Origin of the sequence: Stenotrophomonas sp. CFBP 13725 (genome assembly GCF_014841935.1) — a bacterium.
Lineage (GTDB): Bacteria > Pseudomonadota > Gammaproteobacteria > Xanthomonadales > Xanthomonadaceae > Stenotrophomonas.
This window is the reverse complement of sequence record NZ_JACYUV010000005.1, coordinates 213089-236176: the sequence shown is the minus strand read 5'-3', so window position 1 is coordinate 236176 and position 23088 is coordinate 213089. Positions and strand designations below refer to the sequence as shown.

General features: G+C 66.1%; 28 protein-coding genes. 7 read left to right on the top strand and 21 right to left on the bottom strand.

From position 1 onward, the window contains the following. The first annotated feature begins 120 nt into the window (after nucleotides 1-120). Entirely contained in the window at nucleotides 121-828 is a 708-nt protein-coding gene (locus IFT65_RS11320) for a YitT family protein (protein WP_192081508.1), read from the top strand. A gap of 209 nt (nucleotides 829-1037) precedes the next feature. Here the strand turns inward: IFT65_RS11320 and IFT65_RS11315 are convergent, their stop codons facing one another. Beyond that, nucleotides 1038-1574 (bottom strand): DNA-3-methyladenine glycosylase I, encoded by a 537-nt coding sequence (locus IFT65_RS11315; protein ID WP_188326369.1) that lies wholly within the window; start codon nucleotides 1572-1574, stop codon nucleotides 1038-1040. Beyond that, complete coding sequence (locus IFT65_RS11310) at nucleotides 1571-3367, bottom strand: DUF4153 domain-containing protein (RefSeq protein WP_192081507.1); 1797 nt, start codon at nucleotides 3365-3367, stop codon at nucleotides 1571-1573. Before IFT65_RS11310 ends, IFT65_RS11315 begins: the two co-directional genes overlap by 4 nt. A gap of 81 nt (nucleotides 3368-3448) precedes the next feature. On the opposite strand from IFT65_RS11310, the gene IFT65_RS11305 reads away from it, so the two are divergent. From IFT65_RS11305 to IFT65_RS11295, 3 genes are read left to right on the top strand one after another with little or no spacing between them, the layout of a single operon-like run. Then, nucleotides 3449-4015 carry a YqgE/AlgH family protein gene (locus tag IFT65_RS11305; RefSeq protein WP_188326371.1) on the top strand — a complete coding sequence of 189 codons (567 nt, stop codon included), beginning with the start codon at nucleotides 3449-3451 and terminating at the stop codon, nucleotides 4013-4015. After that, nucleotides 4008-4475 carry a Holliday junction resolvase RuvX gene (gene ruvX / locus IFT65_RS11300; RefSeq protein WP_188326372.1) on the top strand — a complete coding sequence of 156 codons (468 nt, stop codon included), beginning with the start codon at nucleotides 4008-4010 and terminating at the stop codon, nucleotides 4473-4475. The genes IFT65_RS11305 and ruvX overlap by 8 nt, the downstream gene beginning before the upstream one ends. Nucleotides 4476-4492: 17 nt before the next feature. Continuing rightward, nucleotides 4493-5443 (top strand): aspartate carbamoyltransferase catalytic subunit, encoded by a 951-nt coding sequence (locus IFT65_RS11295; RefSeq protein WP_188326373.1) that lies wholly within the window; start codon nucleotides 4493-4495, stop codon nucleotides 5441-5443. 35 nt (nucleotides 5444-5478) lie between these two features. On the opposite strand, the gene IFT65_RS11290 is transcribed toward IFT65_RS11295, so the two are convergent. The 17 genes from IFT65_RS11290 to IFT65_RS11210 form a co-directional block, all read right to left on the bottom strand. Continuing rightward, nucleotides 5479-6423, bottom strand: coding sequence for a hypothetical protein (locus IFT65_RS11290; protein ID WP_192081506.1), 945 nt, complete (start codon nucleotides 6421-6423; stop codon nucleotides 5479-5481). Between the two features lie 272 nt (nucleotides 6424-6695). Beyond that, the gene (locus tag IFT65_RS11285; RefSeq protein ID WP_192081505.1) at nucleotides 6696-7496 is read right to left on the bottom strand and encodes a prolyl oligopeptidase family serine peptidase; all 801 of its coding nucleotides are present in this window, start codon (nucleotides 7494-7496) and stop codon (nucleotides 6696-6698) included. 73 nt (nucleotides 7497-7569) lie between these two features. After that, nucleotides 7570-7836 (bottom strand): hypothetical protein, encoded by a 267-nt coding sequence (locus IFT65_RS11280; protein ID WP_192081504.1) that lies wholly within the window; start codon nucleotides 7834-7836, stop codon nucleotides 7570-7572. Between the two features lie 11 nt (nucleotides 7837-7847). Beyond that, nucleotides 7848-9209 carry a magnesium transporter gene (gene mgtE, locus IFT65_RS11275; RefSeq protein ID WP_192081503.1) on the bottom strand — a complete coding sequence of 454 codons (1362 nt, stop codon included), beginning with the start codon at nucleotides 9207-9209 and terminating at the stop codon, nucleotides 7848-7850. 138 nt (nucleotides 9210-9347) lie between these two features. Beyond that, nucleotides 9348-11105: a phosphoenolpyruvate--protein phosphotransferase gene (gene ptsP, locus IFT65_RS11270; protein ID WP_188326378.1), complete on the bottom strand. Its 1758-nt coding sequence runs from the start codon at nucleotides 11103-11105 to the stop codon at nucleotides 9348-9350. A gap of 2 nt (nucleotides 11106-11107) precedes the next feature. Beyond that, the gene (locus IFT65_RS11265) at nucleotides 11108-11377 is read right to left on the bottom strand and encodes an HPr family phosphocarrier protein (RefSeq protein ID WP_188326379.1); all 270 of its coding nucleotides are present in this window, start codon (nucleotides 11375-11377) and stop codon (nucleotides 11108-11110) included. Then, nucleotides 11370-11762 carry a PTS fructose IIA subunit family protein gene (locus tag IFT65_RS11260; RefSeq protein ID WP_188326380.1) on the bottom strand — a complete coding sequence of 131 codons (393 nt, stop codon included), beginning with the start codon at nucleotides 11760-11762 and terminating at the stop codon, nucleotides 11370-11372. Before IFT65_RS11260 ends, IFT65_RS11265 begins: the two co-directional genes overlap by 8 nt. A 149-nt stretch (nucleotides 11763-11911) precedes the next feature. Continuing rightward, a complete protein-coding gene (gene rapZ, locus IFT65_RS11255; RefSeq protein ID WP_188326381.1) occupies nucleotides 11912-12793 on the bottom strand; it encodes an RNase adapter RapZ in 882 nt (293 codons plus the stop codon). 90 nt (nucleotides 12794-12883) lie between these two features. Further along, nucleotides 12884-13834 (bottom strand): HPr(Ser) kinase/phosphatase, encoded by a 951-nt coding sequence (hprK, locus tag IFT65_RS11250; protein ID WP_188326382.1) that lies wholly within the window; start codon nucleotides 13832-13834, stop codon nucleotides 12884-12886. After that, nucleotides 13831-14283 (bottom strand): PTS sugar transporter subunit IIA, encoded by a 453-nt coding sequence (locus tag IFT65_RS11245; RefSeq protein ID WP_188326383.1) that lies wholly within the window; start codon nucleotides 14281-14283, stop codon nucleotides 13831-13833. Before IFT65_RS11245 ends, hprK begins: the two co-directional genes overlap by 4 nt. 21 nt (nucleotides 14284-14304) lie before the next feature. Next, entirely contained in the window at nucleotides 14305-14637 is a 333-nt protein-coding gene (gene raiA, locus IFT65_RS11240) for a ribosome-associated translation inhibitor RaiA (RefSeq protein ID WP_192081502.1), read from the bottom strand. 54 nt (nucleotides 14638-14691) lie between these two features. Further along, the gene (locus tag IFT65_RS11235) at nucleotides 14692-16140 is read right to left on the bottom strand and encodes an RNA polymerase factor sigma-54 (RefSeq protein ID WP_192081501.1); all 1449 of its coding nucleotides are present in this window, start codon (nucleotides 16138-16140) and stop codon (nucleotides 14692-14694) included. A gap of 40 nt (nucleotides 16141-16180) precedes the next feature. Beyond that, on the bottom strand, nucleotides 16181-16900 hold the full coding sequence (lptB, locus tag IFT65_RS11230; protein ID WP_188326386.1) for an LPS export ABC transporter ATP-binding protein: 720 nt from the start codon (nucleotides 16898-16900) through the stop codon (nucleotides 16181-16183). Beyond that, nucleotides 16900-17409, bottom strand: a complete 510-nt coding sequence (gene lptA / locus IFT65_RS11225; protein WP_192081500.1) for a lipopolysaccharide transport periplasmic protein LptA — start codon at nucleotides 17407-17409, stop codon at nucleotides 16900-16902. The genes lptB and lptA overlap by 1 nt, the downstream gene beginning before the upstream one ends. Nucleotides 17410-17463: 54 nt before the next feature. Further along, nucleotides 17464-18024, bottom strand: coding sequence for an LPS export ABC transporter periplasmic protein LptC (gene lptC, locus IFT65_RS11220; protein WP_192081499.1), 561 nt, complete (start codon nucleotides 18022-18024; stop codon nucleotides 17464-17466). Beyond that, the gene (locus IFT65_RS11215; protein WP_192081498.1) at nucleotides 18021-18569 is read right to left on the bottom strand and encodes an HAD hydrolase family protein; all 549 of its coding nucleotides are present in this window, start codon (nucleotides 18567-18569) and stop codon (nucleotides 18021-18023) included. Before IFT65_RS11215 ends, lptC begins: the two co-directional genes overlap by 4 nt. 62 nt (nucleotides 18570-18631) lie before the next feature. Continuing rightward, nucleotides 18632-19657 (bottom strand): KpsF/GutQ family sugar-phosphate isomerase, encoded by a 1026-nt coding sequence (locus IFT65_RS11210; RefSeq protein ID WP_188326390.1) that lies wholly within the window; start codon nucleotides 19655-19657, stop codon nucleotides 18632-18634. Nucleotides 19658-19710: 53 nt separating this feature from the next. Here IFT65_RS11210 and IFT65_RS11205 point away from each other — a divergent pair, with 53 nt between their 5' ends. Genes IFT65_RS11205 through IFT65_RS11195 form a run of 3 tightly spaced genes read left to right on the top strand, consistent with a single transcriptional unit; the run spans nucleotide 19711 to nucleotide 21530 of the window. Continuing rightward, nucleotides 19711-19941: a BolA family protein gene (locus IFT65_RS11205; RefSeq protein WP_192081497.1), complete on the top strand. Its 231-nt coding sequence runs from the start codon at nucleotides 19711-19713 to the stop codon at nucleotides 19939-19941. 21 nt (nucleotides 19942-19962) lie between these two features. Then, nucleotides 19963-21234 carry a UDP-N-acetylglucosamine 1-carboxyvinyltransferase gene (gene murA, locus IFT65_RS11200; protein ID WP_192081496.1) on the top strand — a complete coding sequence of 424 codons (1272 nt, stop codon included), beginning with the start codon at nucleotides 19963-19965 and terminating at the stop codon, nucleotides 21232-21234. Further along, nucleotides 21231-21530 (top strand): EF-hand domain-containing protein, encoded by a 300-nt coding sequence (locus tag IFT65_RS11195; protein WP_192081495.1) that lies wholly within the window; start codon nucleotides 21231-21233, stop codon nucleotides 21528-21530. The genes murA and IFT65_RS11195 overlap by 4 nt, the downstream gene beginning before the upstream one ends. A gap of 65 nt (nucleotides 21531-21595) precedes the next feature. Here the strand turns inward: IFT65_RS11195 and IFT65_RS11190 are convergent, their stop codons facing one another. Next, a complete protein-coding gene (locus IFT65_RS11190; protein WP_192081494.1) occupies nucleotides 21596-22279 on the bottom strand; it encodes a DUF3108 domain-containing protein in 684 nt (227 codons plus the stop codon). A 2-nt stretch (nucleotides 22280-22281) separates the two neighbouring features. Further along, complete coding sequence (locus IFT65_RS11185; protein WP_192081493.1) at nucleotides 22282-23082, bottom strand: DUF3108 domain-containing protein; 801 nt, start codon at nucleotides 23080-23082, stop codon at nucleotides 22282-22284. Nucleotides 23083-23088 lie beyond the last annotated feature (6 nt).

The window sequence follows — 23088 nt, the reverse complement described above, 5'->3', positions numbered from 1 at the left end:
GGCCATCATCACCGGTCTCTGGCCTGAATCACCTCGTTCATCACGACGGTGAATGATTTCACCTGCAACTGTCATCGGGATCGTGTCTAATACGTCTCCCCACCGCGACACCCCACGCTCATGTCCCTCCAATCCCATGGCCCCGTGCCGTGCGACGACGCTGACGGCCACCTCGTCACTGCCGGTCCGCTGACCCCACCGCCGGACGTTGCCGGCACTGCGCTGGATGCCAAATCACTGCGTCATTCGTATGCCGAGGACGTGCAGGGCATGGTGCTGGCCACGCTGGTGGCGTCGTTGGGTCTGGCCATCTTTGCCAAGGGCGGGCTGATGATCGGTGGCATGGCCGGGCTGGCCTTCCTGATCCACTACGCCGCCGGCTGGAACTTCGGCCTGGTGTTCGTGCTGGTCAATCTGCCGTTCTACTGGGTGGGCGTGCGCCGCATGGGCTGGGAGTTCACCCTGAAGACCTTCGCGGCCGTCACCGCCTGCGGCATCCTGACCGACCTGCTACCGCGCTGGGCCGACTTCGCGCACATCGCGCCGTTGTATTCGGCAGTGGTGGGCGGTGCGCTGGCTGGGCTGGGCATCCTGTTTTTCATCCGTCACCGGGCCAGCTTGGGCGGCATCGGCATCCTGGCGGTCTACCTGCAGCGTACCCGCGGCTGGAGCGCTGGCAAGGTGCAGATGAGCTTCGATGCCATGCTGATGCTGGTGTCGTTCTCTGTGCTGGCGCCGATCCAGGTCATGTATTCGGCGATCGGCGCGGTAGTGCTCAGCCTGGTGCTGATGTTCAACCATCGCCCCGGTAGGTACATGGGCGTCTGAGCGGTCGCTGCGCTCGCCGAGCATGGCTCGGCGCTGCCGGGCGCAGGCGTTACCGCCCCGGTAGGTACATGGGCGTCTGAGCGGCCGCTGCGCTCGCCGAGCATGGCTCGGCGCTACCGGGCGCAGGCGTTACCGCCGGGGCCGGTAGATGGGCGTCTGATGGGCCGCTGCGCTCGCCGAGCATGGCTCGGCGCTACCGGGCGCAGGCGTTACCGGGACGCCCACGCGGGTTTCAATTCGAGTATCCGCGCCTGCACCGGGCAGTCATCGGCGTGCGCGCCTTTCAGGTAGCCCAGGCTCATCAGGAACTCGCCGGTGATCTCGCCGCCGGTGAAGCGGAACGTCTTCTTGAACAGCTTCACCCACTCGGCTTTGTCCAGCGGGTGATGGGCATCCAGCCACCCGACGAAGCTGCCGTGGCGCTCACGCAGCCCTTGGATCACCTGCGCATTGTGGATCGCCGCGGCCACCTTCAAGCGGTTTCGGATGATGCCCGCATCACCGAGCAGGCGGTCGATGTCCGGCTGTTCGTAGGCCGCCACCACATCCACATCGAACCCGTCATAAGCGCGGCGAAATCCTTCGCGTTTCTTCAGGATGGTTTCCCAGCTCAGCCCAGCTTGGTTGATTTCCAGCACCAGCCGTTCGAACAGTTCGCGTTCTTCGCGCTGCGGAAAGCCATATTCGTGGTCATGGTAATGGCCATGCACGGGATGGCCTGGGGCGATGAGGCAATAGCCGCTCATGGCGTCTGCTCCGGTTCTTCGGAAAGATTATCGATGCTGACCGGCGGCCGGCCATCGACCGCCAGACCGGGCCAGCGCGGCGCCTGTGGAACGAGCTTGCCCTCGCGCACGGCGGCATGCAGCTGTGCGCTGCCATCGCGGGTATCACCGGAACCAAATGCATAACTGCCTGCGGTCCACCAGCCCCGGCGGCCCAGTGCGTGTAGCTGGCAATACGCGCCCAGCTGATGCGGCAAGGCACACAGCAGCACGTCCTGTTGGCCGTCGTTGTCGAAGTCCGCGCTCACGATCACGCAGGGCTTTTCGCCGTCCAGGCAGTCACCGGCTTCCAGCTTTCGTCCCAGCAGCGCCTGCCACCAGCTGTCCGGCGGAGATGCCGATCCGCTGGCAAGCGGCAGGCGCTTGCGCAGCACGGTGACATCTCGAATGCCCGCGTCGATGGCCGGCTCGCCTGTGCCCCACTGCCCGGTGCGGGCCAGCACCTGGGTGACCACGCTGCTCGCACGTGCGTCGGCAACAAATGCAGGCTCCTGCTGCAGGCCACGCAGGGCCTGCACGCCGCGGCGGCCGACCTCGAAGCGCAGCATCATCGCATCGGCGATGCTGATGCCATCGGGGTTGGCCAGCAGACGCGCGCGCTGGCTGGCGACGGTGATGCGGGCCGGGTCCAGCAGGGGCGAGCTCGACAGCAGGGCTGCGCCCAGCACCACCCAGCACATGACCCGGTTGACCGGCTCCAGCCCCTGCAGCCAGCGCCCGCGCCGATGCACCGCCGCCCAGCCGTAACCCAGCGCGTAACCGATCACCACCACAGCGATCAACACGGCCCAGAAGCGGTCCAGCGTCCAGCCGTACTGGGTAATGCGCAGGCACGTGGCATACAGCGCCAGCGCAGCGAGCACCGGCAGCGCAAGCAGGCTGGCTTCCACCAGGCGCCGCAGCCATGCAGGGTAGGGCGGTGTGTCGCTGTCATGCTGGTAAACCGCGTTGACGAAGGTCACCAGCAACAGTGTCAGGGTGATCAGCAGGAAGGCGGCCGAGCGGGTGTTCCACAGCGCGTCCAGGCCGGTGAAGGGCAGGCTGACGGTGAAGATCACCGTGATGAAGGACAGCAGCGGCAGCAACCCGCGGCATACGGCGAACAGCACCTGACGGGTGATCTGGATCGCGCGCTGCTGGGTGCGGCCAATCAGTACGCCGAAGCCTGCCAGCGTGCCGGTCGCCAAGGCGATGAAGGCGTCCTGGCCGAACAGCTCCTTGAAGAAGGTGATGTTCAACAGACCGAACAGCGCTGCCCACAACCACAACAGCAACCAGGTGAGCAGGGTGAACAACGCGGCCAAGGCCAGTGTCAGGCCGTTCTGCCACGCGCGTTCGAACAGCGCGTCATAGCTGGCGCGCCAGTGCCCATGCTGCAACCGATACTGCCACCACGGCAGGCTGATGAACGTGGCAATGGCCATCGCCAGCGAGAACGGCAGGCGCAAGGGTTCGCTGCGCAGCCCGGTCTCGCCCTGCAGGTTCCAGCCGATCCAGCTGGACAGCCCCAGCACCACCACCGACGCCACTGCAGCGTGCAGCCACAGCCGGCGGTCACGCAGGTCCACGGCGGTCAGCGCGATGGCGGTGGGCACGGTCAGCACCCACGCATACCAACGGTAGCGCGAGCCGATATCCTGCAGCGGCCAACTGCCGGCCAGTTCCTGCGCCACATACAGCATCAGCCCCTGCAACAGCGCAATGAGCACTATGGCACTGCGGGTGGACGGGGGCAGTGGGGGGCTGGTGGGCATCGCGGTCTCACAAGGTGCGGCGTGGCCGCCATCCTACCGTCTCACGCACCCACACACGGCCCAGCAGGTAGAATGTGGCCCATGCCTGAGATCTCCACATCCCTCGCCCATCATCTGCTCGTCGCGCTGCCCTCGCTGGCAGAGGCGCCCTTCGCCCGTAGCGTCGCGCTGATCTGCCAGCACGATGAAAACGGCACCATGGGCGTGCTGGTGAACCAGCCCACCGACTACACCATCGGTGAGGTGCTGGCCCAGATGGACATCACCACCGACGACGAGGCGCTGCGCGTGCGCGTGGTGCTCAACGGCGGCCCGGTACACCCCGAACGCGGCTTCGTCATCCATGACGACGCACGTGCGTGGGAGTCCAGCCTGCCCGTGGGCGATGGCCTGTTCCTGACCACCTCGCGTGACATCCTGGAAGCGATGGCACGCGGCGATGGCCCGGCCAATGCCTTGGTCACCCTCGGCTGTGCGGGGTGGGGCGAAGGGCAGCTGGAAGGCGAGCTGGCGGACAACAGCTGGCTCACCGTGCCGGCCGACGCCGACCTGCTGTTCCGCACGCCGCTGGACGAGCGCTGGCAGGGCGCGGCTTCGCGCATCGGCGTGGACATGTTCCGGATGACCGATTACAGCGGCCATGTCTGAGCCGGCCGCCATCCCCCGCGATGGCACGGTGCTGGGCTTTGACGTCGGCTCGCGCCGCATCGGCGTAGCCATCGGCAGTGCGTTCGCTGCGCATGCGCGCGCGGTGGCCGTGGTGGATGTACACGGCAGCGGACCGGACTGGGCGGCGGTGGAACGATTGATCAAAGAATGGTCGCCCAACGGCCTGGTGGTGGGCGACCCGCTCACTCTGGACGGCAAGGACCAACCCAACCGCAAGCGTGCGCAGGGCTTTGCCCGCCAGTTGCGGGAACGTTTCAAACTGCCGGTGGTGATGATCGACGAGCGCTCCAGTTCGGTCGAAGCCGCGCGCCGCTTCGCGGTTGAGCGCAGCGAAGGGCGCAAGCGTCGCCGTGATGCCGCCGCGCTGGACGCGGTGGCCGCTGCCGTGATCATCGACCGTTGGTTGTCCAGCCCGGATGACGCCATTCCTGTTTCCTGACCTGCCGACCCCTGCCCATGACTGCCTCGCAATTCGATTCTTCCGGACGCCTGCGTCACCTGCTCACCCTTGAAGGCCTGCCGCGCGACACCCTGTTGCAGCTGCTGGATCGCGCGGGGCAGATCCGCGACGCCGCCGTTGGCCGGGTCGGCAACAAGCGCGCCGTGCTGGCCGGGTCTGCGGTCTGCACGCTGTTCTTCGAGCCGTCCACGCGCACCCGCAGCTCATTCCAGCTGGCCGCGCAGCGGCTCGGCGCCGATGTGCTGAACTTCGATGCGTCCACGTCGTCCACCCGCAAGGGCGAGACCGCCACCGACACGCTGCGCAACCTGGAAGCGATGGGCGTGCGCGGCTTCGTCGTGCGCCACCCCGATGATGGGGCCGTGGCCGAACTGGCTGCCTCGGCGGGCGAAGGCACCGCGCTGATCAATGCCGGCGACGGCCGCAGCTCGCACCCCACCCAGGGGCTGCTGGACATGCTGACCCTGCGCATGGCCAAGGGTAGTGATTTCGCGAAGATGAAGGTAGTGATCGTGGGCGACGTGAAGCACTCGCGCGTGGCCCGCACCGACCTGCATGCGCTGCGCACGCTGGGCGTGGGCGAGATCCGGGTATGCGGTCCGCAGTCGCTGCTGCCGGACGATGACACCCTGCACGGCTGCGTGGTCGGCGACGACTTCGATGCCATGCTGGAGGGCGTGGACGCGCTGATGATGCTGCGCCTGCAGCGCGAGCGCATGGAAGAAGGCCTGGTGCCGTCACTGGAGCAGTACCACGCGCAGTACGGTCTGCATGCCGCCCGCTTGGCCCGCGCCGGTAAGGATGCCGCCGTGCTGCATCCCGGCCCGATCAACCGCGGCGTGGAGGTCACCGACGAGGTGGCCGACGGCCCGCAGTCGTGGGTGCTGCGCCAGGTCGCCAACGGCGTCGCCGTGCGCATGGCGGTGTTGGAAACGCTGCTGGGTTGACCCTGCGGGGCAACGGCTCCGTCCGTTGTCCCGTGTTACCCCGATTGTTTCCCCTGTTCGCGGATATGTTCATCGGGTGTGGCCTGGCCCTGCAGGTCGAGCCACCTCACCAGTGCTTGCTCGGTCCGCTCGTTCCATCCGTCGAGATGCAACTGCAGCGTACCGTTTGAGAATATGAAGAACTGCGGTGTATCCCACACCTGCACGAACGGCCAGTCCCGTTCGTGGCGGGCGATAAGGAGAGCCTGATCCTGATGCAACGCGTTCCAGTCCGTTATCAACGGTAATTGCAGGTCGCCGTCCACTGGCGTCAGCCACCTCACGGTAGATGGGCGGCGCTCTGGCGCGATCGTGCTCATCCAGGCTGCCGCCTTGCGTGAGAAACCGCAGGCAGGATGCCCCAGGATCAACACGCCGCTATATGCGTGCATGTCCAGATGGAGCTCCAGCAGCCGCGACCCATCTGCAGAGACCGCGTAGGCGTTATGTCGCTGTGGGGCGGACATCCGCTCCACCTTCGGCACGGTGGTCAGTTGAACCTCGGGGAAGCGCTTGGACCAGTATGAAGCGCCGTCGAAATCACGCTGGGCCAGCAGCATGCGATGGACGTAGCTGATCTCGCGATGATCTGCTGCCTGCCGGTGGTGCAGTATCGAGGCCAGCGCGGCAGCCTCTTTGGCCAAGCCCTCATCCGGTGCGTGATGTGCGACCGTCGCCAGCCCGTAAAGCCGTGCTTTCAGGAGTTCGGTGGAGGACTGGGCATCAGCGGGCGTGGCACCGAAGCGGTGAAGGAACGCACGTCGTATCTGATCGGTACGGTCTTCTGAATCGCTCGACGAGATAACCGTTACATCACGTTTGAAGGCGACAAGGAGCGTCTCAGGGGGCGCAGCGCTAGCCAGTGCAGATGGGATGAGCCCTGCAAGGAGCAAGGTCAGCCTCGCGGATGGCGCCCACCAAAAAACGGTGTCGAGTTTCATGTCAGACCCCTGCGGCTTCTTCCTTCACCCTGCGTGGCAAAGCGGTCGTGGGCTATCAAAAACAGCGCGTGTAGTGAGTGCCCGCCGCTGGTCGTCAGGACGTCACGGTGCCCGCAGAGGGATCGGCGACCTGCGTTCAATTTTTCGCTGCTCATGGCCCATCGTGCGGGGTGCCAGGGCGGGGCGCAGTCGGTGCAGGGTTGGGCGTGGGGTGGGGGAGGGCTGACGGCCAGGTGCGTGGGCTGACGGCTGGCGGCCGTCCTTACCTGGCTTCAGCGCTTCTGCGCGAACAGCCAGGTCCACATGGCCGCATCGGCGTACGTGGCATCCCACGCGTTGTGGTTGCCGTCCGGGTATTCGGTGTAACGGGCATCGCGTGCGCCGACTGCCTTGAAGGCAGCGTGCAGCTTGCGGTCGTCGCTTGGCGGCACGACGTCGTCCTCGGCGCCATGGAACATCCAGATCGGCACGTTCTTCAACCGCGCCGCAAGCGCCGTGTAGGGGTCTGCTTCGTGGGCGACCGCCTCGACGAACAGGCTCTCCCGCTCCTCGCGCGGGGCCAATACCGCGCCACATACCGGCACGATGGCGGCGAACCGCGTCGGCTCGGCCAGTGCGATGTTCCAGCTTCCGTAGCCGCCCATCGACATGCCGGTCAGGTACTGACGGGCGGGATCTGCAGCGAACTCGGCAACGCTGGCGTCCAGCGCGGCCAAGGCGATGCGGTTGTTGAGGCCACTCCATTCCTCGCGGTTGGGCACCTGCGGCAGGACGACCAAGGCCGGGAACGTCTTCGCATGTTCGCGCAGATACGGCCCGATGCCTGCTTTGGTCTGCTTCCTGCCATCGCGGCCGCGCTCGCCGGACCCGTGCAGGAACAGCACCACCGGCAGGGGGCCGGCCGCGCGTATGGCGTCGGAGGGAACGAACACCTGGTAGCGCGACGCCTGACCGTCAACGGTGATCGTGCGCGATTCAAAATGCCCGGCGGTGGGGTCCGGCGCCGTGGCGCAACCGGCGAGGCTCATCATGAAGACGGCAAGTGCGGAGCAACGCAGCAGCAGACGGTGCATGGGAGTCCAGGAGGCAGTGATGTAATCGCTTCCATCGTAATCTTGTTCTGCCGCCGGGGCATCGTGCGCTGCATCAGTCGGGGCGGGGGAAGCTCGCGATGATGTCCAACTGCTCGCGGGCTTCTTCGTTGCCTGCCGTCGCAGCGGCCTGTACCTGTTCGATATCCGGATGGACCACAATCAGCAACGGGTTTTCGCAGACCGGGCAGTCATATTCGGTCACGTCCTCGGCCAGCTCCATCACCATCGTGCGCGAGCTGCCCTTCCATTCGCATGAGGCGCAGGTGTGCTGCTGGTCGCGCCAGCCGGCCTGGAAGTAATTGTTTACGGTAGTGGCCATATCGGTATCGGTCAGTGCAGCAGAATGAGGGTAGCCAGGCCCAGGAAACTGAAGAAGCCCATGACGTCGGTCACCGCGGTGACCACCACGGTACCGGCCACGGCCGGGTCGACGTTCATGCGCTTGAGCATCAGCGGCAACAGCACGCCGGCCAGTGCAGCGGCGCAGAAGTTGATCATCAGGGCCAGGGTGATGACGATCGACAGCAGCCAGCTGTGGAACCAGACGAAGGCGATCAGGCCGACCAGCAGGCCGATCAGGGTGCCGTTGATCATGGCGACCCGCAGTTCTTTCCACAGCAGGATCTTCGCATTGCTGGGGCCGACCTGGCCGAGCGCGATGCCGCGCACCATCAGGGTGAGCACCTGCACCGCCGCATTGCCGCCGACGCCGGCGACGATGGGCATCAGCACGGCCAGCGCGACCACTTTCTGCAGTGTCAGTTCGAACTGGCCGATCACACTGGCGGCGAGGAAGGCGGTGCACAGGTTGATGCCCAGCCAGACCACGCGACCGCGCACGGCGCGCTTGATCGGCGAGAACAGATCTTCTTCTTCGTCCAGGCCGGCGGCGCCGAGCGCCTGGTGTTCGGCCTGCGAGCGGATGATATCGACCACGTCATCGATGGTGATGCGGCCGAGCAGGATGTTGTTGTCGTCCACTACCGGGGCCGATACCCAGTCATGATCGGAGAACTGCCGGGCGACTTCATCCGCGCTTTCGCCGACGTCGATGGCGGGCTGTTCGTCGTCGATCAGCCGGTTGATCGGCGTGTTGTCCTCGTGGGTGACCAATGCCGCAAGCGACAGGCGTCCCAGGTACTGATGGCGACGGCTGACCACGAACAGGTGATCGGTGTGATCGGGCAGCTCACCGCGCAGGCGCAGATAACGCAGGACGACATCGACATTGACGTCCGCGCGCACGGTGACCACGTCGGGATTCATCAAGCGGCCGGCGCTGTCCTCCGGATACGACAGCACCTGCTCGAGGCGTTCGCGGTTCTCGCGGTCCATCGACTTGAGCACTTCGTCGATGACGGTGTCCGGCAGGTCTTCGACCAGGTCGGCAAGGTCATCGATGTCCAGGTCTTCGACCGCAGCGATGATCTCGTCCGGGTCCATGTCGGCGAGCAGGCTCTCGCGCACTTCGTCGCCGACGTGGACCAGCACCTCGCCGTCGTCTTCCGGATCGACCAGCCCCCACACGATCTCGCGCTTGCCGGGCGGCAACGATTCAAGCAGGTTGCCGATCTCGGCCGGCGCCAGCGTATTGACCAGGCGGCGCACCGGGCCGAGCCGACCACTGTCCAGTGCATCGGAAAGCAGGCGCAGTTGGCGCGCGGTCTTGTCGTGGCGTACGGCCTCGGCCATCGGAACTCCCGCAGGAAAGAGAAAGGCTGCGATCCCGGGGAGGATGCCGCATCAGGGGTGGTCAGGGCGTCATTATGGTCCTGCTATGTGAAAAGCAGAAGCCAGGAAAGAGTGACGGCCAGCGGCCGTCGCTACCGATCAGCAGGCTTCCAGCCAGCGTTCGATGCTGCGGCGGTCGCGGGCGGCGAGCAGCTTCGGCGCACGCTCGCGTAGTTCGCCGAGGTTGCTTTCGCGGATCGCGCGGCGCACTTCCAGCAGGGTGCCGGGGTGCAGGCTGAATTCCGTAAGTCCCAAGGCCAGCAGCAACGGGGCCAACCGCGCGTCGCCGGCGATCTCACCACAGACCGCCACCGGGATCCGGTAACGCTGACCGGTCTCGATCACAAGCTTCAGCAGACGCAGTACCGCCGGGTGCAGCGGCGAGTACAGCTCACCCAGTGCTTCGTTGTTGCGGTCGGCGGCGAGCAGGTACTGCACCAGATCATTGGTGCCGATCGACAGGAAATCGACCAGGTCGATGAAACTTTCCAGCGCGAACGCGGCGGCGGGCACTTCAATCATCGCGCCCAGCGGCACCCGCTCGCTGATCGCATGGCCTTCGGCGCGAAGCTGCACGGTCAGCTTGGCCATGCGACGGCGCACGGCCAGCAGCTCCTCGCGCGTGCTCACCATCGGTACCAGCACGCGCACTTTGCCGTAGGCGCTGGCACGCAGGATCGCGCGCAGCTGGGTGTCTGCCACCAGCGGACGGGCCAGCGACAGCCGCACGCCACGCAGGCCCAGTGCGGGATTTTCCTCGTTGCTCAGGGTCAGGCCGGTGCGGTCGGCTTTGTCGGCACCGAGATCCAGTGTGCGGATGGTGACCAGTCGGCCGGCCATGCCCAGCGCGGCATCACGGTAGGTGCGGAACTGTTCTTCTTCGTCCGGCAGTTCGTTGCGCTGCAGGAACAGGAATTCGGTGCGGTACAGGCCAAGCCCCTGCGCGCCCAGCGCATGCGCCTGGGTCACGTCTTCCAGCGATTCGGCGTTGGCCAGCAACGCGATGTCCACGTGGTCGAGCGTGCGGCTGGGCTTGCTGCGCAGGCGGCCCAGGTCGCGCTGTTCGCGTGCGTGTTCTTTCAAACGCACGCGGTAGTCGCGCAGGTCTTCGGCGCGCGGGTTGACGGTGATGGTGCCATCGCTGGCGTCCACGATCAGCACGTCGCCGTCGCTGACCTTGTTGAGCAGGCCCGGCACGTTGACGATCAACGGCAGGTGCAGGCTGCGTGCCAGGATCGCGCTGTGCGACAGCGCGCTGCCGGCCACGGTGACGATCGCCACCACGCCCTGCGACTGCAACTGCGCCATCTCCGACGGTGCGATGTTGTCGCAGACCAGGATCTCGCCAGCCAGGCCCTTTACCGCGGGGGGCAGCACCGGCTGCAGGAAGGCGTGGATGCGGCCGATCACATGGTCCAGATCGTCCATGCGGCTCTTCAGGTAGGCATCGTCCATGCCATCGAAGACCTTGGCCAACCGGTCGCGTTGCAGGCGCAGCGCATACCCGGCGCTGTAGGGCCCACTGCGGATCAGTTCGTCCAGCCCGAACAACAGCTCGGGATCGTCCAGCAACAGTGCGTGCAGGTCGAGGAACTCGCCGGCTTCCTGGTTCAACGCCCCCTGCAGGCGCTGCCGCAGGTCGTGCATTTCCGCACGTGCGGCGTCCAGTGCGGCGTGCAGGCGCTTGAGCTCCTTCTCCACCTGCTGGGGGGCGATGCGCTTTTCGGCAACGTCCAGCGAGTGCGCCAGACGCACCCGCGCCCGCCCCAGGGCGGTACCACGGGACGCGCCATGGCCGGACAGCCGTTGCACCGGCGGCAGGCCGGTGGGGGACAATCCAGCGCGGGCGCGCGGCATGCTCAGCTGTCCTCGTCGAAGCGACGCTCGAACAGCGAGACCACCGCGTCCATCGCGGCCTGCTCGTCTTCACCATTGATGCGGATGGTCACCGGTGTGCCTTGGGCGGCGGCCAGCAGCATCACGCCCATGATGCTCTTGGCATTGATCTCGCGGCCCTTGGCGGCCATGGTCACGTTGCAGCGGAAAGGCGCCAGCTCCTGCACCAGCTTCGCAGTGGCGCGGGCATGCAGGCCCAGGCGGTTGGTTACGGTGAGTTCTTTCTCAAGCATCGTCGACTATCGCTCCATTGCGCGCGCCCGCCGCCGCAGTGGCGGGCAATTGATCCAGGTCCTGTTCCGGATAGTTCATCACTCGTAACAACATCGGCAGGCTCAAGGCCGCTACCCGCCGCGCCGGCGTCCCCAGCCGGGCCAGTTTCGCGGCCAGGTTGCTGGGACTCGCGCCGTACAGGTCGGTCAGGATCAGGACCCCATCGCCGCCATCCACACGGCGCATGGCAGCCGATGCGTGGGGCAGCAAGGTGTCCAGATCTGCATCGAACGGCACGTCGAAGGCTTCAGTCTTCAACGGAAGATGCCGCAGCAGCCGGGTCGCCACATCAAGCAGGGCAGATCCGACGCCAGGGTGGGTTACGAGGAGAATGCCACAGGTCATGCCTGAACGTTAACAGGTCGGCATGAAGCTGCGATAGCAGTCGTAGAGCCCTTCAGTGTTCCGTATTCATAAAAAAGGGGACGGAGGGGATTAAGTCGTTATTGGCTACTGCACGCCAATAACGACTTAATCCCCTCCGTCCCCTTTTTTCAGTCGAGTTCGCGGTGGTAGGTGGCTACGTCCTGCCAGCCTTGTTCGCGGGCATGGCGGGCGAGGCGTTCGGCGAGGAACACCGAGCGGTGCTTGCCGCCGGTGCAGCCGAAGGCCACGGTGACGTAGCTGCGGGTGTCGTTGCCCAGCTTGGGCAGCCAGGTGTCGAGGAAGTCGGTCAGCTGGCCGACGTAGCGTTGTACTTCCGGCTGCGCCTCCAGGTAATCGCGCACGCCGCCTTCGCGGCCGCTCAGCGGGCGCAGCTCGGGGTCCCAGTGCGGGTTGGGCAGCACGCGCGCATCGAACACGAAGTCGGCCTCGGCCGGCACGCCGCGCTTGTAGGCGAACGACTCGAACAGCAGCGACAACGGCGTGGCATGGCCGAGGGCATACTCGGTCACGATGCGCCGGCGCAGCTGGTGCACGTTGAGCGCGGTCGTGTCGATGATGGCGTCGGCGGCGTCGCGGAGCGGGGACGTCAGCTCGCGTTCGCGCTCGATGGCCTCCGGCAGCGACAGACCCAGCTGGCTCAGCGGGTGCCGACGGCGGGTGTCGGCGTAGCGCTTCAGCAGCGCTTCGTCGTTGGCTTCGAAGAACAGCAGCTGTGCGCGCACGCCGGCTTCTTCGGCCTGGCTGCGCCACTGCGCGAGCTGGCTGAGGTCGCTCTGGCCGCGCACATCGATGCCTACCGCCAGGCGCCGCGGCGCGGTGCCCTTCACCGCCAGCACGCTGCGCACGAACCCGGGCAGCAGGTCGATGGGCAGGTTGTCGGAGCAGTAGTAATCCTGGTCTTCGAAGGTTTTCAGGGCCACGGACTTTCCAGAACCGGACAGGCCACTGACGATGATCAGGGTCGGGGCGGGCGGGGCAGGGCGGTTCATGGCGGGCTCACTGGTGGCGGGCGGGGTGTTGGCGGCTGGCGGGGTGGCGGTGATCCGTGGGTTGACGGCCAGCGGCCGTCACTACCGGGTTCAGGGGCTGCGGCGTTCGAGCAGATTGCTATGGCGGGCGATGAACATCGCGGCGGGGTCGATGCCCTTGGTGCGCAGGATGTGCAGGCGCGTGGCGGCCTCGGTCAGCACCGACAGATTGCGTCCGGGCATCACGGGCAGGGTGATCAGCGGCACATCCAGGTCCAGCACGTGGCGGGTGCCGGAATCGCCGGTCAGGCGTTCGTATCCGTAAGCGCTGGGTTCGGTCATCGGCTTGGTCAGGTGGACGATCAGCCGAAGGTACTTGTTCTTCTTTACCGCCGTGTCACCGAACATCTCGCGCACGTTCAACACGCCCAGGCCGCGCACTTCCAGCAGGTCCTGCAGCAGCTCCGGGCAGGTGCCGTCCAGCACATCAGGGGCGATCTGGGTGAATTCGGGGGCATCGTCGGCGACCAGGCGGTGGCCACGGCTCAGCAGTTCAAGCGCCAGCTCGCTCTTGCCGGACCCGGCTTCACCGGTGATCAGCACGCCGATGGAATAGATCTCCATGAAAACGCCATGCAGGATCACCCGCGGTGCCAACGTACGGGCCAGGTGGTACGACAGGTGGTTCAGCAGCTCGTGCCCGCGCTTGGGCGAAAGCCATAGCGGCGTATTGGATTCATCGGCTGCAGCACGCAGGTCTTCCGGGCAGGGTTGGTTGCGGGTGATCACCAGTGCCAGCGGGTGCGACTGCATGATCTTTTCGATGGTCTCCCACCGCAGCCGGGAATCGAGCGAGTCCAGCCAGGTCAGTTCTTCGGTGCCGAGGATCTGCACTTTGTTGGGGTAGATCGCATTGAGGTAGCCGGCCAGCGACGGGCGGCGGGAGACGGTGTTGCCGGCCTCCAGTTCGCGCTTGTCGCCTTTCTGTCCGGCGACCCAGCGCAAGGCGAGCCTGTCGCGTTGCTGGTCGAACAATTCGCGTGCGGTGATGCTCGTATTCATGCGGCGCTCGCCGGTGGCGGGAAGTCGATGATGGCGCGCAGTGCGTCTGCGTCCTTGGCGTCGCGCAACGCGTCGCGGATGCTGGATTCGGAAAACAGTTCGGCCAGCTCGGACAGCAGCATCAGGTGCTGGTGGGTGTAATGAGACGGCACCGCGATCGCGAACACCAGGTCCACCGGCTCTTCCGCACCGAAATCCACGGGCGTCAGCAGCTTCAGCAGCGCGCCGCGGGGGCGTTCCAGGGCGGGTGCGCGGCCATGCGGAATGGCGATGCCGTGGCCGATGGCCGTACTGCCCAGCGCCTCGCGCTCGCGCAGGTTGCGGTGGATCTGTTCGGTGTTGGCCTGTCGGCAGGCCAGCAGGTGCGCTGCAGCCAGCAGGACGCCGTCGCGGTCGGTAGCCGCGCAGACCTGGGTCTGCACGGCTGCCATCAGATCAGTCAGGGGCATGAGCGGGATGAAGTGAAGGCATCAGCCGTCATTGTCGCCCAACGGCAGGGGGACGTGCGCTTGTTTCTTCTGCTGCTTCTTTTCCTTCTCCGACGTCAGCAGTCGGTCGACCTTGTCGGCCAGGATGTCGATGGCCGCATACATGGTCTGGCCATTGGCTTCAGCGTGCAGCGTCTGCCCCGGAATGTTCACGGTCGCATCCACGTGGTGTTCGTTCTTCTGCAGCTTCAACGTGACCCGAGTTTCGCAGTGCTCGCCGACGAAGTGGTTGCCTGGCCGCTTGAACTTGGTCTCTACATATTCCTTCAGGGCCGGGGTGACTTCGACGTCTTTGCCAAACGTTTCAATGCGCATCGGGTATCTCCTTTTGGATTTGCCAATGAACCTTTCCGCCGGGCGCGGTATGCGTCAAGCGATCCTGACTCTTTCGTGCGAGGCGGAAATGTTCATGGCTTCACGATACTTCGCCACGGTCCTGCGCGCTACCGGGATACCCGAGGTTTTCAGCAGGTCAGCCAGCTTGGCGTCAGAAAGCGGCTTGCGCGGGTTCTCATCGTCGATCAGTTTCCGGATCATCGACTGGATGGCCGTACTGGACGCTTCCCCGCCGCCGTCGGTATCGATGCCGGAGGCGAAGAAGGCACGCAGCGGCAAGGTGCCGCGTGGCGTGCGCACGTGCTTGCGGGCGATGGCGCGCGAGATGGTGGATTCGTGCAGGCCGAGCTCTCCGGCGATCTCGCGCAGGGTGAGCGGGCGCAGTGCCTGTGCGCCGAACTCCAGGAACCCGGCCTGGTGCTGCAGCAGGCTGCCGACTACCCGCAGCAGGGTCTCGCCGCGCGCCTCCAGCCCCTTTAAAAGCCAGCGTGCCTCTTGCAGGTGGGCTTTCAGGTACCCGGCATCTGCTTCGCCACAGCGGCGGATCAGGCTCTCGTAGCCCCGGTGGATGACCACCTTGGGCCCGGCGTGACCGGCCAGCGCGGCGCGCCATACGCCGGCCTGTCGCCAGATGACGACATCCGGCACGACATAGGTGTCCTGTGCCACGGCGGCGATCTGGGTGCCTGGGCGCGGATCCAGCGAACGCAGCAGCGTCACCGCCGCGTCCACGTCGGCCACGGGTTGTTTCAGCTCCTGTGCGATGCCGGCTACGCCGCTGCGCGGCAGGCGCTCCAGCGGGCCGCCGGCGATGCGCCGGGCCAGCGCAAGCGCCGGTGTGTCCAAGGGCAGTACATCCAGCTGCAACTGCAGGCATTCGCCCAGCGTGCGCGCGCCCACGCCGACCGGATCAAAGCGCTGGATCTGATGCAGGACGGTCAGGATTTCGTCGTCGCCCGCATGGATGTCGGGCAGCAGCGTTTCGGCGATGCCGGAAAATGCTTCCCGCAGGTAGCCGTCGTCTTCGATCGCATCGATCAGTGCGGCACCGATGTTGCGGTCGCGGCTGGACAGCGGCGAAAGATGCAGCTGCCACAGCAGGTGATCCGCGAGGGTTTCGGTATCGGCAACCCGCTCGGCGGCGCTGCCCAGGTCATCTTCATCGAACGAGCCGCTGCTGCTGCCCGATCCGCTCCAGTCCACTTCTGCGGGCGTCCAGTCATCATCGCCACCGGCGTCCGCGGGCGGCGCGTCACTGTCTGCCGGTGTGTCCTGACCGGCGGGTGCTTCACTGCTGCCTACTTCGCTGCCGGGCGTCGGCTCCGGGCTGTCGTCCCAGTCCAGCAGCGGGTTGGTTTCCACGGCTTCGGCGATTTCGACATCCAGCTCGGTCGTCGACATCTGCAGCAGCCGGATGGCCTGGCGCAACTGCGGCGTCATGACCAGATGCTGCCCCAGCGATGTCTGCAACCGCGTTTTCATGCCACCGCCCAACGGAAAGAGGAGGGTCCGGCGGCCACCTTCAGAGCTTGAAGGAGTCTCCCAGATAGACGCGGCGGACATCCGCGTTGTCCAGCAGATCCGCAGGCGCACCTTGGGCGAGCACCGTACCTTCAGCGAGGATATACGCGCGGTCGCAGATTCCCAAGGTTTCGCGGACATTGTGATCGGTGATGAGTACGCCGATGCCGCGCTGCTTGAGGTGGGTCACGATGCGCTGGATTTCGCCGACCGAAATCGGATCGACGCCAGCGAAGGGCTCGTCGAGCAGGATCAGGCGGGGCCGTGCGGCCAGTGCGCGGGCGATTTCGCAACGACGTCGCTCACCGCCGGACAGGCTGGCACCCAACTGTTCGGCGACGTGGCCGAGCTGCAGTTCGTCCAGCAGGCTGGCCAGTTCGCGTTCGCGGCCGGCACGGTCCAGGTCATCGCGCAGCTCCAGCACCAGGCGGATGTTGTCGGCCACGGTGAGCTTACGGAAGACCGACGGTTCCTGCGGCAGGTAGCCCACGCCCTGCTTGGCGCGGGTGTACATGGGGTCGCTGGTGATGTCTTTGCCATCCAGCACGATGCTGCCGGCATCGGCGGCCACCAGGCCGACGATCATGTAGAAGCAGGTGGTCTTGCCGGCGCCGTTGGGACCGAGCAGGCCCACCACTTCGCCCGCTTCCAGGGTAAGCCCGAAGTCCTTGACGACTTCGCGCTGCTTGTAACTTTTGCGCAGGCCCTTGGCAACGAGCATTACTTGCTGCTCCCTGCGGCCGGTGCCTTGTTCTTCGGCTGGATGACCGTGCGCACGCGGGTACCGTCGCCACCGCTGTTCATTTCACCGCTGCGCGTGTTGTAGACCATGCGCTGGCCCGCATTGGTGCCGCGCGCGCTGGTGACCTTGTAGTTGCCGGTCAGGGTGATGATTTCACCGGTGATGTCGTAGTCGATGCGGTCGGCGGTGGCGTCCATCCAGCTGCCGTCGTCCATCTGCTGGCGCATGGTGGCCTGCTTGCCGGTGAAGATCGCACGCACCGCTTCGCCGCCCCTGATCTGGATTTCCGCATTGGCGGCGCGCAGGTCCAGCGAGCCCTGGGTGATGACCACCCCACCGGACAGCATGGTCTTGCCGTCACCGGTCAGGGTGCCGGCCTGGGCGCCGGCGTCGATGTTCATCGGCTCGTTGCGGTCGGTGGATTTCGCATGGGCGGCCACCGGGAACAACAAGCTGAGCGCGCAAAGAACTGCAAAGTGGATTTTCATCGTGTCCGTTCTGCCGGATGGGGTGCCCGGGCCAGCCGGGCAGGAAAAGAGGGATCAGCGCCGGGGCGTGTAGCGGCCCTTGGACTGGCTGAGGAAATGATACGTGTTGTTCTTGGAATCCAGCTCGAAGCCGACGCCGCTCTGTTCCATGCCCGGCCGGGTCATGGTCACCAGCGCATCGGTGGCGGCGCGGTTGTCTTTCGGGAAGACGTTGAGGTGCGTGGTGCGGAACGTGGTCGGCGGGGTCGCCCCCTCGCTGGGACTGTCGCCACTCACATCGCCGCGCAGGCGCATCTCTTCGCCCTTGGCGCTGACCCAGCCGGTCTGGCTGCGCAGGGTCCAGTGGTTGCCATCGCTGGCCGGCATTTCGAACACCGGGGTGGCGATGGTCATGGTCTGGTCGGCGCGCAGGCGCTCAAGCCGCGGAGCGCGCAGCGTGGTCGATTCCTTGCCCTCGTCGTCCAGCACCACGATCTGGAAATCGTGCAGGACGTAATCCACGGTGCCGTCGTCCACGGTGACCTGCGGGCCCTTGTCGCGGTTGCGCAACAGCGACCAGCCGCTGAGCACGGCCACCACCAGCAGTACGCCGCCGATCACGGTGCGCCAGTTCATGCGCCGAACCCAGCAAGCACGGCGTCGACGCGGCCCTGAGCAGCGAGCAGCACATCGCACAGTTCGCGCGCGGCACCGCGGCCACCCTCGGCGCGGGTCTGCCAGTGCACGCGCTCGGCGATCCACGGGTGCGCATTGGCCGGCGCGACCGCCAGGCCGACGTGGCACAGCGGGGCCAGGTCGGGCAGGTCATCGCCCATGAAGGCCACCTGGTCCAGCCCGATGCCGTGCTGTTCGCACAGCGCCTGCACGCTGGCCAGCTTGTCGCCGACCGCGATCTGCGTGTCGATGCCCAGGTCCGCCCCACGCTTCAACGCCGACTGGCTGTTGCGCGCGGTGATCAGCACCGGATGGATGCCGTGCTTCTGCAATAGTTTCAGTCCCAGCCCGTCCTGCACGAAATATGCCTTGCTCTCATTCCCTTCACGGTCGTAGTAAAGCTGACCATCGGTGAGCGTGCCGTCCACGTCAAAGCAGGCCAGCCGGATACGCCCGGCAACGGCATGCAGGTGGGCGGGGAAAGCGGGCAGGGGGGACCAGGGCATCGTCAGGGGGGTATCCGGATTCGTCGTGCGGTAATCAATGAATGGGGGCGGGACGTGTTCGGTTAAACCACCCGGGCCCGCAACAGGTCATGAATGTTGAGTGCACCTACCGCGTGCCCGCCGCCATCCACCACCATCAAGCCGTTGATTTTATGCGTTTCCATCAGTCGTGCGGCCTCTACCGCCAACTGATCGGCGTTGATGGTGCGGGGGTTGCGGGTCATCACATCGGCAATCCGCGCGCTGCGCACGTCCAGCTCGCTGTCCAGCGCGCGGCGCAGGTCACCGTCGGTAAACAGGCCGATCAGTACTCCGTCCGCATCGACCACGGCCGTCATGCCGAGCCGTTTGCGGCTCATTTCCACCAGCGCCTCGCTCAGGCTGGCGCCGATGTCCACGCGTGGCAGATCGTCACCGCTGTGCATGACATCGGTGATGTGCAGCAGCAGGCGGCGGCCCAGGCTGCCGGCCGGGTGCGAGCGGGCGAAGTCATCGGCGGTGAAGCCGCGCGCATCCAGCAGCGCAACCGCCAGCGCATCGCCCATCGCCAACGAGGCAGTAGTGCTGGAGGTCGGCGCCAGCGCCAGCGGGCAGGCTTCGGCCGGTACGCTCACATCCAGATGCACGTCCGCGGCGCGCGCCAGGCTGGACTGCGGCTTGCCGGTCATGGAAATCAGCACGTTGCCCTGCCGTTTCAATACCGGCAGCAGCATCAGCAGCTCATCCGACTCGCCGGAATAGGACAGCGCCAGCACCACATCGGCTTCGGTGATCATGCCCAGGTCGCCGTGGCCGGCTTCGCCGGGATGCACGTAGAACGCCGGCGTGCCGGTCGACGCCAGCGTGGCGGCGATCTTGCGCGCGATGTGCCCGGACTTGCCCATGCCGGTGGCCACCACGCGGCCCCGCCCGGTCAGGATGTGCTGGCAGGCCTGCTGGAAGGCATCGCCCAGGCCGGCGGCCACGGCCTGCAGCGCTTCCTGTTCTATCTGGAACACGCGCTTGCCGCTGGCGACCAGCGCGGCCGGGTCGGCCGGGGCCTTGCCCGGCAGGCCGGCAGGAGGGAGGGGCAGGTTGGTGTCAGCCATTCGGATGCCACGCAGCAGAGTAGAATGAACCGACATTTTATTAGGAAAGCCCGTTGGACGCTGACACCATCCGCAATCTGATCGAAACCGGCCTGCCCGGCGCCCGTGCCGACGTGCAGGGCGATGATGGCGTGCACTTCGAGGCGACCGTGGTCTGCGATGCCTTTGCGGGCAAGATGCCGCTGGCCCGCCACCGCATGGTGTACGCCACCCTCGACGATCTGATGGGCGGCGCGATTCATGCGCTGGCACTGAAGACCGTGACCCCGGCCGAAGCCGGCTGAACCCGAAAAAGACCCTGATACATGGCCAAGATCGTTGTGACCGGCGGCAAAGCGCTGCACGGTGAAGTAAGCATCTCCGGCGCCAAAAACGCCGTCCTCCCCATCCTGTGCGCGACCCTGCTGGCCGACGAACCGGTCGAGATCACCAATGTGCCGCACCTGCACGACGTGGTGACCACGGTGAAGCTGCTGGGCGAACTGGGCGCCAAGGTCACCATCGACCAGGGCACGCTGTCGCGTGGCAGCGCCATCGTGGTCGACCCGCGTCCGGTCAACCAGCACGTGGCGCCGTATGAGCTGGTGCGCACCATGCGCGCCTCGATCCTGGTGCTGGGCCCGCTGCTGGCCCGCTTCGGCGAAGCCGAAGTGTCGCTCCCGGGCGGCTGCGCGATCGGCTCGCGTCCGGTCGACCAGCACATCAAGGGACTGCAGGCCCTGGGTGCGGACATCGTGGTCGAAAACGGCTTCATCAAGGCCAGCGCCAAGCGGCTGAAGGGTGGCCACTTCACCTTCGACATGGTCAGCGTGACCGGCACCGAGAACGTGCTGATGGCCGCGACCCTGGCCGAAGGCACCACCGTCCTGGACAACTGCGCGATGGAGCCGGAAGTCACCGATCTGGCGCAGTGCCTGATCGCGCTGGGCGCGAAGATCGAAGGACTGGGTACCGCCCGGCTGGTCATCGAAGGCGTGAAGCGCCTCCATGGCGGGCGCCATGAAGTGCTGCCCGACCGCATCGAAACCGGCACCTTCCTGGTGGCGGCGGCAATGACCGGCGGCAGCGTGACCGTCACCCGTGCGCGCCCGGACACGATGGAAGCGGTGCTGTCCAAGTTGATCGAGGCTGGCGCCACCATCAGCACCACCGCCGACACCATCACCCTGGACATGCACGGGCAGCGGCCGAAGTCGGTGAACCTGACGACCGCGCCGTATCCCGCGTTCCCGACCGACATGCAGGCGCAGTTCATGGCGCTCAACTGCGTGGCCGATGGCGTGGGCGTGATCAACGAAACCATCTTCGAAAACCGCTTCATGCACGTCAACGAACTGCTGCGCGTGGGCGCGGACATCCAGGTCGAAGGCCACACGGCGATCGTGCGCGGTGCCGAGCGGCTGAGCGGTGCACCGGTGATGGCGACCGACCTGCGCGCGTCGGCCTCGCTGATCCTGGCAGGCCTGATGGCCGATGGTGATACGACCATCGACCGCATCTACCATCTGGACCGCGGCTACGAGAACATCGAAGAGAAGCTTTCTTCGCTCGGTGCCACCATCCGGCGCGTGCAATGATCCTGCGCGGCAAGTTCACGCGCCGCCGCAAGGCGCTGCTGGCCTTGGTGCTGCTGATGCTGGCCTACCTGGCGTATGCCTGGTTTGCCGGCCTCGCCATCACCAAGGGGGTGGAGCAGAAGGACATGGACTGGAACGCCGACGGCACGGTGACCCGTGACGAGATCCTGCAGGCGTTCTACGCCGTGGGCGTTTCAGAAACCAAGGAAGGCAACCGCGAGTGCCGCACCTTCCTGTGGCGCAAGACCGGCGAGCAGATCCGCGTGGACTGCCGCACGGTGTTCCAGGCGGAATGAGGGTAGTGACGGCCGCTGGCCGTCCACACAGGGACTGACGGCCAGCGGCCGTCACTCCCCATGCCTCAGTTGATGCCCTTGATGGTCAGGTCCAGCGCGTCCTTGCCGCTCTCACGCTGCAGCAACCGCGCCGGCACCGGGAACTCCGGCACGATCCAGGCGATCAGTTCCTTGTTGCCATCCACGCGCGACACCTTCGTCGCTTCGTAGCTCTTGCCGGCCACGGTGACGGCTTCCTTGCCCACCACGCGGTAGGTCATCGGCTTGATGCGGCCTTCGTCGACCATGCGGTAGTTCAGCGGCTTGCCGGCGGCGAGGTCGCGCGCGATTGCCAGGTTGATCAGCAGCGCATCCATGTCCCCGGCCTTCAAGGCGACCGGACCTGCGCGGTCGGGCTTGATGTCGCCGGTCCACGTGGCCTGGTTGCTGGTCCAGTTGTAGTTGGCCTGCACGTTGCGCTTCTTCACCAGCAGCACCGAGCTGTCCTGGCTGCTCAGCGGACGCAGGCGCCCGTTGGCTTCCTCGAACACGGTGCTCTGGCTCAGGTCGGCCAGCTGGTTCTTCACTTTCAGGCTGTAGCGCCATTTGCCGGTGCCTTCACTGGCCAGTGTCATGGTGCCGTTGGCCTGCATGCCCATGTAGCTGGCCAGGTAATCGGCCTTGAACGGCTGCAGGGCCATGGCGGGCAGGCTGGCTACCGACAGGGCGGCAGCGGCGATCCAGGTCAGCGGGCGTTGGAACGTGGTCATGCTCAGACTCCTTGGTATTCGATCAGGCGCAGGTCGATGTTGTCCTCGCCGTCTTTGCGTTGCAGGATCCGCACCGGCGTGGGGACGCCGTTTGCGATCCACAGGATGGTTTCGTCATTGCCGCCGTTGGTGCGGTACACGCGCAGCGCGTCGTAGGACAGTTCGCCGACCTGCACGCTTTCAGTGGCAGGGGCGGCCTGGTAGTCATGCTGGCGCACGCGGCCGACATCGACGTAGCGGTAGTGCAGGCTGCTGCCCGGGCGGGCGTCACGCATGATCGCCAGGTTCAGCAGCAGCGCGCTCTGGTCGCCGGCTTGCAGCGGAATGGGCTGGGTGCGTTCTTTCTTCAGGTCGCCCAGCCAGCGCGCCGTCCCGGCCTGCCAGTCGTAGGTGCCGGTCACTTTCTTGCCGAGGAACAATCCCTTGCGCACGGTGCTCTGGCTCAGCGGCACGTATTGGCCGTTGCGGTTCTCGAACACCGTGCTCTGTTCCAGATTCAAGCCGAGCACGCTGGCGAAGCCGCGCCGGCCGACCACCTGCATGTCCACCCGCCATTGAGTGCCGCTGGCATGGGTGACGCGCATGGTGGCATCGCCTGCTTCCTTGCCCTTGTAGAGGGCCTGGTAGGTGGCGGTGAACGGCTCCAGTACCGGGGGCTCCCATGCCATCGCCGCCAGACCGGGCGCCGGCGGCGCTTCGGCCGGGACGGCAGGCGCGGCCTGCTGCGCAGCCGAAGGCAGCGCCGCCATGCAGAACAGGGCGGACAGCAACAGCGCGGGTCGGTGCAGCGTCGTCTTCTTCATACCGGG

Excerpts from the sequence above, each read along its gene's own strand:
- IFT65_RS11320 (WP_192081508.1), top strand. The coding sequence starts at position 121 with ATGTCCCTCCAATCCCATGGCCCCGTGCCGTGCGACGACGCTGACGGC.
- IFT65_RS11315 (WP_188326369.1), bottom strand. The coding sequence starts at position 1,574 with ATGAGCGGCTATTGCCTCATCGCCCCAGGCCATCCCGTGCATGGCCAT.
- IFT65_RS11310 (WP_192081507.1), bottom strand. The coding sequence starts at position 3,367 with ATGCCCACCAGCCCCCCACTGCCCCCGTCCACCCGCAGTGCCATAGTG.
- IFT65_RS11305 (WP_188326371.1), top strand. The coding sequence starts at position 3,449 with ATGCCTGAGATCTCCACATCCCTCGCCCATCATCTGCTCGTCGCGCTG.
- ruvX (WP_188326372.1), top strand. The coding sequence starts at position 4,008 with ATGTCTGAGCCGGCCGCCATCCCCCGCGATGGCACGGTGCTGGGCTTT.
- IFT65_RS11295 (WP_188326373.1), top strand. The coding sequence starts at position 4,493 with ATGACTGCCTCGCAATTCGATTCTTCCGGACGCCTGCGTCACCTGCTC.
- IFT65_RS11290 (WP_192081506.1), bottom strand. The coding sequence starts at position 6,423 with ATGAAACTCGACACCGTTTTTTGGTGGGCGCCATCCGCGAGGCTGACC.
- IFT65_RS11285 (WP_192081505.1), bottom strand. The coding sequence starts at position 7,496 with ATGCACCGTCTGCTGCTGCGTTGCTCCGCACTTGCCGTCTTCATGATG.
- IFT65_RS11280 (WP_192081504.1), bottom strand. The coding sequence starts at position 7,836 with ATGGCCACTACCGTAAACAATTACTTCCAGGCCGGCTGGCGCGACCAG.
- mgtE (WP_192081503.1), bottom strand. The coding sequence starts at position 9,209 with ATGGCCGAGGCCGTACGCCACGACAAGACCGCGCGCCAACTGCGCCTG.
- ptsP (WP_188326378.1), bottom strand. The coding sequence starts at position 11,105 with ATGCCGCGCGCCCGCGCTGGATTGTCCCCCACCGGCCTGCCGCCGGTG.
- IFT65_RS11265 (WP_188326379.1), bottom strand. The coding sequence starts at position 11,377 with ATGCTTGAGAAAGAACTCACCGTAACCAACCGCCTGGGCCTGCATGCC.
- IFT65_RS11260 (WP_188326380.1), bottom strand. The coding sequence starts at position 11,762 with ATGACCTGTGGCATTCTCCTCGTAACCCACCCTGGCGTCGGATCTGCC.
- rapZ (WP_188326381.1), bottom strand. The coding sequence starts at position 12,793 with ATGAACCGCCCTGCCCCGCCCGCCCCGACCCTGATCATCGTCAGTGGC.
- hprK (WP_188326382.1), bottom strand. The coding sequence starts at position 13,834 with ATGAATACGAGCATCACCGCACGCGAATTGTTCGACCAGCAACGCGAC.
- IFT65_RS11245 (WP_188326383.1), bottom strand. The coding sequence starts at position 14,283 with ATGCCCCTGACTGATCTGATGGCAGCCGTGCAGACCCAGGTCTGCGCG.
- raiA (WP_192081502.1), bottom strand. The coding sequence starts at position 14,637 with ATGCGCATTGAAACGTTTGGCAAAGACGTCGAAGTCACCCCGGCCCTG.
- IFT65_RS11235 (WP_192081501.1), bottom strand. The coding sequence starts at position 16,140 with ATGAAAACGCGGTTGCAGACATCGCTGGGGCAGCATCTGGTCATGACG.
- lptB (WP_188326386.1), bottom strand. The coding sequence starts at position 16,900 with ATGCTCGTTGCCAAGGGCCTGCGCAAAAGTTACAAGCAGCGCGAAGTC.
- lptA (WP_192081500.1), bottom strand. The coding sequence starts at position 17,409 with ATGAAAATCCACTTTGCAGTTCTTTGCGCGCTCAGCTTGTTGTTCCCG.
- lptC (WP_192081499.1), bottom strand. The coding sequence starts at position 18,024 with ATGAACTGGCGCACCGTGATCGGCGGCGTACTGCTGGTGGTGGCCGTG.
- IFT65_RS11215 (WP_192081498.1), bottom strand. The coding sequence starts at position 18,569 with ATGCCCTGGTCCCCCCTGCCCGCTTTCCCCGCCCACCTGCATGCCGTT.
- IFT65_RS11210 (WP_188326390.1), bottom strand. The coding sequence starts at position 19,657 with ATGGCTGACACCAACCTGCCCCTCCCTCCTGCCGGCCTGCCGGGCAAG.
- murA (WP_192081496.1), top strand. The coding sequence starts at position 19,963 with ATGGCCAAGATCGTTGTGACCGGCGGCAAAGCGCTGCACGGTGAAGTA.
- IFT65_RS11195 (WP_192081495.1), top strand. The coding sequence starts at position 21,231 with ATGATCCTGCGCGGCAAGTTCACGCGCCGCCGCAAGGCGCTGCTGGCC.
- IFT65_RS11190 (WP_192081494.1), bottom strand. The coding sequence starts at position 22,279 with ATGACCACGTTCCAACGCCCGCTGACCTGGATCGCCGCTGCCGCCCTG.
- IFT65_RS11185 (WP_192081493.1), bottom strand. The coding sequence starts at position 23,082 with ATGAAGAAGACGACGCTGCACCGACCCGCGCTGTTGCTGTCCGCCCTG.